Origin of the sequence: Enterobacter sp. V89_11, from assembly GCF_029967775.1 — a bacterium.
GTDB lineage: Bacteria > Pseudomonadota > Gammaproteobacteria > Enterobacterales > Enterobacteriaceae > Enterobacter > Enterobacter ludwigii.
In genome coordinates this window covers 51,754-64,144 of the sequence record NZ_JASCAN010000025.1, presented here as the reverse complement: position 1 = coordinate 64,144, position 12,391 = coordinate 51,754, and the positions used below count along the sequence as shown (strand labels likewise).

At 55.8% G+C, this 12,391-nt stretch carries 12 protein-coding genes; 7 read left to right on the top strand and 5 right to left on the bottom strand.

Annotation, left to right across the window (positions count from 1 at the left end; all coding sequences use genetic code 11):
• Positions 1 to 98: 98 nt before the first annotated feature.
• Complete coding sequence (gene cysS / locus QLG09_RS18690) at positions 99 to 1,484, top strand: cysteine--tRNA ligase (RefSeq protein ID WP_020885161.1); 1,386 nt, start codon at positions 99 to 101, stop codon at positions 1,482 to 1,484.
• A gap of 79 nt (positions 1,485 to 1,563) precedes the next feature.
• On the opposite strand, the gene QLG09_RS18685 is transcribed toward cysS, so the two are convergent.
• From QLG09_RS18685 to folD, 5 genes are all read right to left on the bottom strand, one after another.
• Positions 1,564 to 2,085: a metal-dependent hydrolase gene (locus QLG09_RS18685; RefSeq protein WP_020885160.1), complete on the bottom strand. Its 522-nt coding sequence runs from the start codon at positions 2,083 to 2,085 to the stop codon at positions 1,564 to 1,566.
• A gap of 72 nt (positions 2,086 to 2,157) precedes the next feature.
• Positions 2,158 to 3,174: a Mal regulon transcriptional regulator MalI gene (malI, locus tag QLG09_RS18680; RefSeq protein ID WP_014168942.1), complete on the bottom strand. Its 1,017-nt coding sequence runs from the start codon at positions 3,172 to 3,174 to the stop codon at positions 2,158 to 2,160.
• Positions 3,175 to 3,258: 84 nt separating this feature from the next.
• Positions 3,259 to 4,758: a PTS transporter subunit EIIC gene (locus tag QLG09_RS18675; RefSeq protein ID WP_014168943.1), complete on the bottom strand. Its 1,500-nt coding sequence runs from the start codon at positions 4,756 to 4,758 to the stop codon at positions 3,259 to 3,261.
• Positions 4,759 to 4,979: 221 nt separating this feature from the next.
• Positions 4,980 to 5,192 (bottom strand): ribosome-associated protein YbcJ, encoded by a 213-nt coding sequence (gene ybcJ / locus QLG09_RS18670; protein WP_014168944.1) that lies wholly within the window; start codon positions 5,190 to 5,192, stop codon positions 4,980 to 4,982.
• A gap of 1 nt (position 5,193) precedes the next feature.
• On the bottom strand, positions 5,194 to 6,060 hold the full coding sequence (folD, locus tag QLG09_RS18665) for a bifunctional methylenetetrahydrofolate dehydrogenase/methenyltetrahydrofolate cyclohydrolase FolD (protein ID WP_014168945.1): 867 nt from the start codon (positions 6,058 to 6,060) through the stop codon (positions 5,194 to 5,196).
• Positions 6,061 to 6,370: 310 nt separating this feature from the next.
• On the opposite strand from folD, the gene fimA reads away from it, so the two are divergent.
• The 6 genes from fimA (at position 6,371) to sfmF (ending at position 12,384) form a co-directional block, all read left to right on the top strand.
• Positions 6,371 to 6,934 carry a type 1 fimbrial major subunit FimA gene (gene fimA, locus QLG09_RS18660; RefSeq protein ID WP_282489277.1) on the top strand — a complete coding sequence of 188 codons (564 nt, stop codon included), beginning with the start codon at positions 6,371 to 6,373 and terminating at the stop codon, positions 6,932 to 6,934.
• A gap of 67 nt (positions 6,935 to 7,001) precedes the next feature.
• On the top strand, positions 7,002 to 7,547 hold the full coding sequence (fimI, locus tag QLG09_RS18655) for a type 1 fimbrial protein subunit FimI (RefSeq protein ID WP_020885157.1): 546 nt from the start codon (positions 7,002 to 7,004) through the stop codon (positions 7,545 to 7,547).
• A gap of 34 nt (positions 7,548 to 7,581) precedes the next feature.
• Positions 7,582 to 8,274: a type 1 fimbria chaperone FimC gene (fimC, locus tag QLG09_RS18650; RefSeq protein WP_020885156.1), complete on the top strand. Its 693-nt coding sequence runs from the start codon at positions 7,582 to 7,584 to the stop codon at positions 8,272 to 8,274.
• A gap of 14 nt (positions 8,275 to 8,288) precedes the next feature.
• A complete protein-coding gene (locus tag QLG09_RS18645; RefSeq protein WP_020885155.1) occupies positions 8,289 to 10,850 on the top strand; it encodes a fimbrial biogenesis usher protein in 2,562 nt (853 codons plus the stop codon).
• On the top strand, positions 10,843 to 11,850 hold the full coding sequence (gene fimH / locus QLG09_RS18640) for a type 1 fimbria D-mannose specific adhesin FimH (protein WP_020885154.1): 1,008 nt from the start codon (positions 10,843 to 10,845) through the stop codon (positions 11,848 to 11,850). The genes QLG09_RS18645 and fimH overlap by 8 nt, the downstream gene beginning before the upstream one ends.
• Positions 11,851 to 11,859: 9 nt before the next feature.
• Positions 11,860 to 12,384 (top strand): fimbria assembly protein, encoded by a 525-nt coding sequence (gene sfmF / locus QLG09_RS18635; RefSeq protein ID WP_032681530.1) that lies wholly within the window; start codon positions 11,860 to 11,862, stop codon positions 12,382 to 12,384.
• The last annotated feature ends 7 nt before the right edge of the window (positions 12,385 to 12,391 follow it).

Here is a 12,391-nt window from a genome sequence, read left to right as displayed (position 1 = left end):
ACAGGATGCGATCACCTTGCATTGTGTGCTGCTTCAGGTTTGAATTACAGGTAGAATAACCGGTTTTCAACCACACACGTGTTTACATGGAATCTTCGATGTTAAAAATCTTTAATACAATGACGCGCCAAAAAGAGGAATTTAAACCTATCCATGCCGGGGAAGTCGGCATGTACGTGTGTGGTATTACGGTTTACGATCTCTGTCATATCGGCCATGGCCGTACCTTTGTGGCATTCGACGTTGTCTCGCGCTACCTGCGTTTTCTGGGCTACAACCTGAAATACGTGCGTAACATCACCGACATCGACGACAAAATCATCAAGCGCGCGAACGAAAATGGCGAAAGCTTTGTTGCGCTGGTGGATCGTATGATCGCGGAAATGCACAAAGATTTCGACGCCCTGAATATTCAGCGTCCGGACAGCGAGCCGCGTGCCACCCACCATATCCACGAAATTATCGACATCACCGAGAAGCTGATCGAACGTGGTCACGCCTATGTGGCCGATAACGGTGACGTGATGTTCTCCGTGCCGACTGACCCTACCTACGGTCAGCTTTCCCGTCAGGATCTGGATCAGCTGCAGGCCGGTGCGCGCGTTGATGTGGTGGACGTGAAGCGTAATCCGATGGACTTCGTGCTGTGGAAGATGTCCAAAGAGGGCGAACCAAGCTGGCCTTCCCCGTGGGGCGAAGGGCGTCCTGGCTGGCACATTGAGTGCTCGGCGATGAACTGCAAACAGCTGGGCAAACATTTCGATATTCACGGTGGCGGTTCGGATCTGATGTTCCCGCACCATGAAAACGAAATTGCACAGTCAACCTGTGCGCATGGCGGCGAGTACGTGAACTACTGGATGCACTCCGGGATGGTGATGGTTGACCGTGAGAAGATGTCTAAATCTCTGGGCAACTTCTTCACCGTGCGCGACGTGCTGAAATATTACGATGCGGAAACCGTGCGCTACTTCCTGATGTCTGGTCACTATCGCAGCCAGCTGAACTACAGCGAAGAGAACCTGAAACAGGCGCGTGCGGCGCTGGAGCGTCTGTACACTGCCCTGCGCGGTACCGATAAATCTGTACCCGCGGCAGGCGGTGAGGCGTTTGAAGCGCGCTTTATTGACGTGATGAACGATGACTTCAACACGCCGGAAGCCTACTCCGTGCTGTTTGATATGGCGCGTGAAGTTAACCGTCTGAAATCAGAAGATATGGCGGCGGCGAATGCATTGGCCTCCCATCTGCGTAAGCTCTCTTCGGTACTGGGTCTGCTGGAGCAGGAACCGGATCTGTTCCTGCAAAGCGGTGCGCAGGCGGACGATAGCGAAGTGGCGGAGATTGAGCAACTTATCAACGCGCGTCTGGAAGCGCGTCAGGCGAAAGACTGGGCGGCAGCAGATGCCGCGCGTAACCGTCTCACGGAAATGGGCATCATTCTGGAAGATGGCCCGCAGGGGACCACCTGGCGTCGAAAATAATTCTGGTGCGCGCTGATGCCCTCTCCCACCGGGAGAGGGTGCAAACACGAAAAACGGCAACTGGGTTGCCGTTTTGCTTTTACCTCCGCTTCCACCACAACAGCCCCATCAGCACAACCCCTGGCAGCCACACCCACAGCAGTTCCGACATAATCACCTGATGCCCGTAGGGCGTTGTATAGCGTGACAGCGCAAACGGCGCGACCTTAATGACCTGCCACGGTGCAAAAAACCGTTCATCTGACCACGGCCACAGCCAGCCGACGCCTTTCCCTCCGGTGGTGATGGAATCCAGCAAGCTGTGCGACAGCAGAGACACGGTTAAGAACAGCCAGCAGCGGGTCAGACTTGCCCGAAACCATCGTCGGCCCATCAGTACGCAAAGTATCGGCACCACAAAGGCAAACAGCAGGGAGTGGGTAAAGCCGCGGTGGCCGAACACATTGCCGTAGGCAACGCCGAACTTAAACGCCAGCACGTCGGCGTCCGGCAGCATGGCGAGGACGACGCCGGCAAGCAGCAGGCGGGGAGGGATGATTTTACTTCCCAGGCCTAAGCCCAGACACAAAGGCACTGCAGCGTGGGTGATAACGGTAGGCATTGCGATTATCCATGGCAAAGCAGGGAAATATAGCAGCGAATGGGCGCAATGAGGATGGTGTTAGCGTCTTATTTACGCCGATTCCCGGGCAATAAGCTGCCCGGAAAGGGTGATACGCTGTGTTTGCAGATCCGGCTCTTTTAACTTGCGGATAATCAACCCCGCCGCCTGACGCCCTGTCTCCTCACTGGCGGAGGAAACGTAGGTAAACGAGGGAGACGTCAGGTTCACGTGCAACATATCTTCAAAACCGACCAGCGCGACCTGCTGGGTGAGAAACACATCTTTCCCCACGGTGCGCCCCACCTGATGAATGCCGGAGATGGAGCCGATCATCGCATCCGGCGAGTGGCAGAGCAGGGCGGTGATGGTGTTGTTTTTTTCCAGCAGCTGGCGGGTGGCGAAACCTGCGGCCAGCGTGTCATCGCTACACGCAGGCGAGTATTCCTCACGCCAGACCAGGCCGTTCTGGGTCATCGCGCTGCGAAAGCCGAGCAGACGCTGCTCGCGGATAAGGCAGCCTTCACGACCCCCAATGTAGGCAATGTTGCGGTGTCCGCGCTCGATAAGATAACGCGCGGCAAGGTTCGCCGCCTGGCGATTGTCGCGCATCACCAGATTGCATTTTTCATCCAGCAGGGACTGAGAGACCACCACCAGCGGCAGCGGGCACTGGCGTATGTGTTCCGGCAGCGAGGATGCCCGGGTGTCAGAGGCCAGATAGATAACGCCGGCGACCCCTTGCTGTTTAAACGACAGCAGGCAGCGCTCAAGATGTTCATGGTCGTTCAGCGGCTGGCCGAGGAAAACCATATACCCCTGTCTCTCCAGCTCCTGGACGATGCTCGCCATCACCTTAATGGAAAAGCTGTCGCTAAAGTCGCGCAGGATCAGGCCGATCAGGTTGGAGGTGTTGGCGCGGAGATTGGCAGCGGCGACGTTGTGAACATAGCCCAGCGTAGTGATGGCAGCATTGACCTTCGCGATCGTTGCGTCTGAAATTTTCCCTTTCTGGCGCAGCACCAGCGATACGGTGGAGACCGAAACGCCCGCATGCTTTGCGACATCAATGATGCTGACTTTCTTCAAAACCGCTCCCTGAAATTTACCGATTATCAGCCAGATAAGACAACGTCCCCCAGCGTACAGGAGACGTGTCGTTCAGGCATCTTATTATTTGCCAATCATGGTGGACATGGTCTGGGCGATAAACTGTGCTCTGGCACCGAAAATCACCTGAATACCGTTATCACCGACGAACACTACGCCGCGGGCGCCAAGGCCGTTCAGACCGTCCTTATCAACCGCTTCACTTTTTGCCACTTCCAGGCGCAGACGGGTGATGCAGGAGCCGACGGAGTCGATGTTGTGCGCGCCGCCCAGCAGGTTGATGATCTCTGTGGCGAGTTCTGAATCTGACTTATCGTCCGCACTGGCGGTCACTTCTGTACGGCCCGGCGTTTTCACGTCGAAACGACGGATCACAAAGCGGAACGTGAAGTAGTAAATCAGGCCCATCGGAATGCCGATAATAATGGCGTTCAGGAAGTTGGTTTTGTAGCCGTTAAATGACGGCAGGATCCCGAACGACAGGTAGTCGATAAAGCCCGCAGAGAACGACTTGGCGATATGCGCATGCAGCAGATACATGGTCATGTACGCCAGACCGGCCATGATGGCGTTAAAGACGTACAGAATAGGGGCGACGAAGATAAAGGTAAATTCAACCGGCTCGGTGATCCCCGTCAGGAAGCAGGTGAGCGCCGCAGAGAACAAAATACCGGCCGCGATTTTCTTATTTTTGGTGTGCGCTTCGTGGTACATCGCCAGACACGCCGCAGGCAGCGCGAACAGCATCAGCGGGAATTCACCCTGCATGAACTTACCGGCGTTCTGGTAGCTGTCACTGCTGAAGGATTTGACCCCTTCTTCGAGCATCTTAAACCAGATGGTCTGGTCGCCGTGAATCACCTGACCGGCCTGGGTGGTGTAATCCCCAAACGAATACCAGAAAGAGGGATACCAGATGTGGTGCAGGCCGAGTGGGATCAGCGCGCGTTCCACCAGACCGAAGATAAAGGTCGAGGCTGCCTGATTATCGCCATTAACCACCACGGAGAGCGCATCGATGCCCGCCTGGATATGCTGCCAGACATACGGCAACAGCAGGCCGAGCAGGAAAGAGAGAAACGCTGTCGCAATCGCCACAAAGCGTTTCCCGGAGAAGAACCCGAGGAACTCTGGCAACTGCAGGGTGTGGAAACGGTTATAGCACCAGGCGGCGAGAATCCCGCAGATCAGGCCGCCGAAGACGCCCATCTGCAACGTCGGGATGCCGACCACCATCGCGTATTTGCCGCCCTGAGACGCCATTTCCGGCGTGATGCTCAAGACGGTGCTGATGGTGATGTTGGTGACAAACACCGAGACCGCCGCCGAGAGCGCGGCAATGCCGGACTCGGATGCCAGCCCCACGGCGGAACCAATGGCAAACAGCATCGGCAGGTTATCAAAGATAACCCCGCCCGCGTTCATCATCAGCGGCAGGTGAAACTTATCGCCAAAGGCCAGCAGCAGGCCCGCAGCGGGAAGCAGTGAAATTGGCAGCATTAACGCGCGACCAATCATCGATAATTTAGAGAGCGATTTAACAAACCCTGATATCAGACTCATGCTGATTTCCCCCGAGTAGCGCTTTTTTTGGCGCTGTTATTGTAAGTAGAACGTTTTAGTAGAACGTTCTACTTATCGTGGGGAAAGAGTGAAAAACGCGCAACAGAATTTTCACTTTTCAACAGATGAAATAGTGATTATTTGAAGTCGATCGATAATTAACCGTGATGGGTGTGGGGGAATGTGGGTTCCCTCTCCCGACGGGAGAGGGGGGGAGAGCATCAGGCGGTCACCGTCACGGTTTGCCCTTCAAAGCTCACGGTCTGACCCGCGACAATTTTGCAGCGCTTGCGGGTTTCCACTGCGCCGTCCACCTTAACAAGCCCGTCGGCAATGGCGATTTTGGCCTGTGCGCCGCTTTCGGTCCAGCCTTCCAGCTTCAGCAGATCGCACAGCTCAACGTGCGGGTGTTTACCTAATGAAAATGTGGCCATCTTACGCGTCCTCTACGTCGTGGTACTCTTCGCATGCCTGCAAAGTATTCTGAATCAGTGTGGCAACGGTCATCGGGCCTACGCCGCCCGGAACTGGGGTAATGTAAGAGGCGCGAGCCGCAGCATCTTCGTAAACCACGTCACCGACCACTTTCCCGTTTTCCAGACGGTTAATACCGACGTCCACAACGATCGCGCCTTCTTTAATCCATTCACCCGGAATAAAGCCCGGCTTCCCGACCGCCACGATCAGCAGATCGGCGTTTTCTACGTGATGACGCAGATTTTTGGTGAAGCGGTGGGTCACGGTGGTGGTGCAGCCAGCGAGCAGCAGCTCCATGCTCATCGGACGGCCGACAATGTTTGATGCGCCAATGACCACGGCGTTCAGACCGTAGGTATCGATGTTATAACGCTCCAGCAGCGTAACGATACCGCGCGGCGTGCACGGACGCAGACGCGGGGCGCGCTGGCACAGACGGCCCACGTTGTACGGGTGGAAACCATCAACGTCTTTGTCGGGGGCGATACGTTCCAGCACCTTCACGTTGTCGATGCCGGCTGGCAGCGGCAGCTGAACCAGAATACCGTCGATCGCGTTGTCGGCATTCAGGGTATCAATAAGTTCCAGCAGTTCTGCTTCGCTGGTGGTTTCCGGCAAATCGTAAGAGCGGGAGACGAACCCCACCTCTTCACACGCTTTGCGTTTGCTGCCGACATAAATCTGCGATGCCGGGTTGCTGCCGACCAGCACAACGGCCAGCCCGGGGGCGCGTTTTCCGGCAGCTTTACGCGCCTTCACTTTTTCCGCGACCTCAGAGCGCACCTGCTGCGCAATCGTTTTACCGTCAATAATCTTTGCTGCCATCAGAGAGAAGATTCCGTCTGTAACGTTTGAAAGGGGGGATTGCCTGTATTTTGTCAGAAGCGAGCGCCGCTGTCAGTCACCCTTTGCGAGTTTTCATCAGGAGGCCGTAAAAACCCTTCTGAGGGGATGGTCAATTTCTTAGGCAGGATTAGGATGTGACCTGGCGAAATGACAGCGTTTTGACATATTTTAAAATACATTCATGAGCTACTTTGTCTCCTCCGAAATAAGCTTTCAATTAATCAATTGAACGTATTTCTTATTCCCGATTATTCGCGGGAAGGGTTATTTACATTTTAAAGGAATAGACATGAAACTCAGCAACATTGCTTCTACTGTTATTGCTACTCTGGCCCTGGTTGCGGGTGCCGCAAATGCAGAAGATACAGCCACTCCGGTTACCGTAAATGGCGGTACCGTACACTTTAAAGGTGAACTGGTTAATGCTGCATGTTCAGTAAATACTGATTCTTCCGAGCAGACGGTTAACCTGGGCCAATACCGTACCGCGAAGTTCACGAAAGTGGGTGACACCACCTCTAATATTCCGTTCACCATTGAACTGAATGATTGTGACCCGCTGGTTGCGAAAACGGCCGCAGTTGCGTTCACCGGTCAGATCGACGCGACCGACAAAACCCTGCTGGCGGTAACCTCTGGTAACAACGACAACTCCTCGAAGGGCGTGGGCATCGAGATCCTCGACAGCAAATCCACCACCCTGACTCCAGATGGTTCAACCTTCTCTGCCGCGCAGAACCTGATCGAAGGGACTAACACCCTGAACTTCACCGCGCGTTACAAATCAACGGCTGCGACCACCGAGCCAGGCCAGGCAAACGCTGACGCCACTTTCGTAATGAAATACGAGTAATTCCTCCGCACAGGGATGTTCAGGCCTCAGGGAAGAGGCCGTCATACGCAAAGGCCAGGAACGAAGGATGACAAGGACCGGAACACTACTGCTGTTAACCCTTGCGATGGCCTGCCAGGCCTCAGCACATACCGTGGTGATCGACGGCGGCAAAGTTCATCTCAGAGGTGAGCTGGTGAACGGCGGCTGCGCCGTGGCACCCGACAGCCAGAACATGCGCATCGAAATGGGGCAGTACCGAACCAATTCATTTTCCGGTGTGGGCAGTTTTTCCACGGTCAATGTGCCCTTCACCGTGCGGCTGCTGGACTGCAGCGTGGATGTCTCGCGCACCGTGGGGATCCAGTTTCAGGGCGTTACGCCAGCAGAAGATCCGCAGGTTTTTCTGGCGACATCGCGGCCAGGTGAATCACCGATAAGCAGCGGCGTCGGGCTGGCTCTTTTTGACGAACAACAACGTCAGATTATCCCGAACGCAACGGCCGTCAGCTGGTTGCCGGTGAATACCAGTGAGCTTGCGTTTCATTTTAGCGCCCGCTATCGGGCTATTTCCGAACACCTCGTGCCAGGCAATATTCAGTCGGATGTCTGGTTTACGTTGATTTATCCATAACACCTGCGAACACATTATTAAAGGTACGGTTGTGATGAATACCCTAATTAAACCAGGACTGTTTTTATCGTTAATTTTAATGATGGTTTCTGCATGCGCAAATGCTTCCGGCGGTATTGCGCTGGGGGCCACCCGCGTTATTTATCCGGCAGATGCAAAGCAAACTTCGCTGGCGATCACCAACAGCAATAAACAAGAGCGCTATTTAATCAACGCGTGGATCGAAAATGCGAACGGGCAAAAAGAAAAAACCTTTGCCGTGACCCCGCCGCTGTTTGTCAGCGAGCCGGACAGCGAAAACACGCTGCGCATTATTTATGCCGGGCCCGCGCTGCCTGCCGATCGTGAATCGCTCTTCTACATGAACGTGAAAGCGATCCCGTCCGTGAACAAAGCGAAAACGGAAAACAATAACGTGCTGCAGCTGGCTATCCTGTCGCGGATCAAGCTGTTTGTCCGCCCGACAAATTTGCCGATGCAGCCGGAAGAGGCGCTCTCGCAGCTGCGTTTTGAGCGCGTCGGCAACCACCTCAAAGTCAGTAACGCTTCGCCGTATTACATCACGCTGGTCAATATGAAGCTGGGCGGACAGACGCTGGATAACCTGATGGTTGCGCCTAAAAACTCGGCGCAGCAGGTACTGCCAGCCGCCGCAAGCGGTACGCTCTCCTGGCAGAGCGTGAATGACTACGGTGCCATTACGCCGGCGCGTAGCGTCAACCTGTGAGCAGAGTCAGCGCGATGAATAATCACCAGGGACGTTACTGCCCGGTCGCACTGGCGCTGATGGCAGCGCTCTGGCCACAGGCTGGCTGGAGCGAAAGCTACTTTAACCCGGCCTTCTTGTCCGATGACACCGCCAACGTGGCGGATTTATCGCGTTTTGAACAAGGTCACCAGCAGGCGCCTGGCGTTTATCGCGTGGATATCTGGCGTAACGATGAGTTTATCGCGACGCAGGATGTGCGCTTCGAGCAGGCCGACAATACACCGCCGGTTGCCGGTGGGCTGTCGCCGTGCATTACGCGCGTGATGCTGGAGCGTTTTGGCGTCAATATCGCAGCCTTTCCTGAGCTGGTTAACGTGAAAGGGGAGACCTGTATACCCCTGGCGAAGGCTATTCCCGGCAGTGAGATCGCGTTCAACTTTGCCTCGTTGCGCCTGAATATCAGCCTGCCACAGGTGGCGATGCAGAACAGCGCACGCGGTTATATTCCGCCCGATCAATGGGATGAAGGGATCCCTGCCGCGCTGGTGAACTACAGCTTTACCGGCAACCGCGGGAGCGAGGACGACAGCTATTATCTGAACCTGCAGAGCGGGCTGAACTATGGCGCGTGGCGTTTACGCAATAATGGCGCATGGCGTTACACGCAGAATAACGGGCAGCGGCACAGCAACTGGCAGAATATTGGCACCTGGGCGCAGCGCACCGTGATCCCGCTGAAAAGCGAGCTGGTGCTGGGCGACAGCAATACCGGTAATGACGTTTTCGACAGCGTGGGCTTTCGCGGCGGGCGGCTCTTCTCGTCTGACAGCATGTACCCGGACAGCCTGCAGGGCTACGCGCCAACCGTTCGCGGCATCGCCCGAACGCCCGCCAAAGTGGTCGTTCGACAAAACGGCTACGTTATCTATCAAAGCTATGTACAGCCTGGCGCCTTTGCCATCACCGATCTTAACCCAACCTCGTCAAGCGGTGACCTTGAGGTGACGGTTGAAGAAAAGGATGGCAGCCAGCAGCGCTATACCGTGCCGTATTCCACCGTGCCCCTCCTGCAGCGCGAAGGGCGCTGGAAGTATGACCTGGTGGCCGGGGATTACCGCAGCGGCAACAGCGAACAGGATACGCCATTCTTCACGCAGGGTACGTTAATTACCGGGCTTGGCGACGGCTACACGCTGTACGGCGGTACCCAGCTGGCGTCACGTTATACCGCGGTGGCCATCGGGGCCGGGAAAAACCTCGGTGACTGGGGGGCGGTGTCGCTCGATATCACCCATGCCCGCAGCCAGCTCGCGGATGACAGCCGCCATGAAGGGCAGTCGCTGCGTTTCCTCTATGCAAAATCGCTTAACGGATTCGGAACCAACTTCCAGCTGCTGGGCTACCGCTACTCCACAAAAGGGTTCTACACCCTGGACGATGTCGCGTGGCGTTCGATGGAAGGCTACCAGTATGCCGACAACCAGGATGATGACGGTGTGCCGGATGTGGAGAGTTATCACAACCTGACGTGGAATAAAAAAGGGCGTTTCCAGCTCAATATTTCCCAGTCGCTGGGGGATTACGGCTCGGTCTATATCTCCGGTAGCGAACAGACGTACTGGGGCACCGATGAGTCCAACCTCTGGTATCAGCTGGGGTACGCGGGCGGCGTGAAGGGCGTCAACTACTCCGTTTCCTGGTCATGGAACAAATCCGTCGGGATAGACGGCACGGACCGAATCGCGTCGTTTAACGTCTCCGTACCGTTCAGCCTCTTTACCCGCCAGGGTTTTCGTCGGGACAGCGCCATTGACCGTGCCTATGCCACGGCGTCAGCCAGCCGTAATAGTGATGGCGACACAAGCTGGCAAACCGGGGTCAGTGGGACGTTGCTGGAAGATCGCAACCTGAACTACAGCGTGACCCAGGGCCACACCAGCAATAACGGCTCAAGCGGAAGCGCCAGCGCGAACTGGCAGGCAACCTACGGCACGCTGGGGGTTGGCTACAACTACGCACGCGACCAGCACGATCTCAACTGGCAGCTCTCCGGCGGCGTGGTCGGCCATGCGGATGGCGTAACCTTCAGCCAGCCGCTGGGTGATACCAACGTTCTGATCAAAGCGCCGGGAGCATCGGGCGTGAGCGTGGAAAACCAGACCGGTGTGAAAACCGACTGGCGTGGCTATGCGGTGATGCCGTATGCCACCGTCTACCGCTATAACCGCGTGGCGCTGGATACCAACACCATGAGCAATAACACCGATATCGAAAATAACGTGAGCAGCGTGGTGCCGACAAAAGGGGCGCTGGTGCGCGCCAGCTTTGATACCCGTATTGGCGTGCGCGCCCTGCTAACCGTCACGCGCGGCAACCAGCCTGTGCCATTCGGTGCCGTGGTGCGTGAAACCCAGAGCGGCGTCACCAGTATGGTGGGCGATGACGGACAGATTTACCTGAGCGGCCTGCCGCTGGAAGGTGAACTGCTGATCCAGTGGGGCAACGGGATGCAATCCCAGTGTCGTGCGCACTACAGCTTGCCAGAAAAGAGCCTGCAACAGGCAATCACACTTAAGGGGATTCGCTGTGAGTAAAATCCATTGCCTGGCTTTATCACTTCTCTCTATTTTGCCCGTGGGGAATGCCTTAGCCACCGTGTGTGTGAATGAAAAGGGCGTCCCTACGGAGGTGCATTACGACCTGACGGATAAATTTAACAGTTCGAATAACCAGATCGGACAGGTGGTGACGCTCAGCGAGAAATCGCAGTGGGTGGGGGTGAACGCCGTCTGCCCGAAGGGTACCACCGGGAACACGACCAAACGTAGTTATGTTACTGATTACCCGGTCACGGGAACAAGTGATGGCTATCAGTACCTGAAGCTAAACGACTATCTGGATGGGGCAATGAAAATTACGGACAGCTTTGCTGGCGTATTTTATCCGCCCAAAAGTTACATCCAGATGGGGAGTCACCCGAACGTCTCTAAAAACAAACCGTTTGGCGTTCAGGATTCCAGCCTCGTCTTTCGCCTCAAAGTGACCCGACGGTTTATAAATATGGTGGTGATCCCGCGGGCGACCATGTTCCGCGTCTATGTCACCACTACCTCTTCTGATCCGTTAACCTCGCCGGTCTACACCATCAGCTACAGCGGGACCATTCAGGTGCCGCAAAGCTGCGCCATCAATGCGGGGAATATCGTGGAATTTGACTTCGGCGATATCGGGGCCTCCCTGTTCAGCAAGGCCGGGGCGGGTAACAAACCGGAGGGGGTAACCGCGCAAAGCAAAACTATCGCCATCAAATGCACCAACGTGGAAGCGAACGCAATGCTGACGATGCGCGTTGAGGCAGAAAAGGTCTCCAGCAACGCGGTGGTGTCGGATAACCCCGATGTGGGGTTTGTGATTGCCAACGAAAGCGGTACCCCGCTAACGCCCAACAACCTGACCAGCAAAATTCCGTTCCGGCTCGACGACAGTGCGCAGGCGCAGGTGGGGATCCGGGTCTGGCCGGTCAGCGTGACGGGGAATAAGCCTGCGGAAGGCCGTTTCACGTCGCGGGGTTATCTGCGTGTGGATTACGATTAAGGGGAAGAGATGCGGAACCGGAACTGGCATTTCGCCGCGATGACACTAATGATGCTTCACGCCAGCGCGCAGGCAGCCACTGCGCTGGGGGAGATCAATATTCAGATGTACGGCAACATTGTTGATTTTACCTGTGTGGCCGAGGGCAGCGATAGCGACAAGACCGTCACGCTGGGAACCTGGCCCACGAAACAGCTCAGCACCACGGGAAGCCGCACGCAGCCCATGCCGTTTACGCTGAAGCTGACCGGCTGTCCACCTGGTGCAGCGTCCATCACGTTTTCGGGTAAAGCCGACGGAAGCAATAATGGGTTACTGGCGCTCAATGACGCCAGTACGGCAAGCAACGTTGCCGTCGAGATCAGGGATGCGGATAAAACGCGTCTGGCACTTCAGGAGGCCAGCCAGCCGGTAGCGGTTGATGCGCAGGGAAATGCGACATTGTCATTTTATGCCAATTATATTGCCACTGCTGATAACCCTCAGCCCGGACGGGCTGATGCTGATGCCACCTTCATGATTAATTATAATTAGCGCTGAC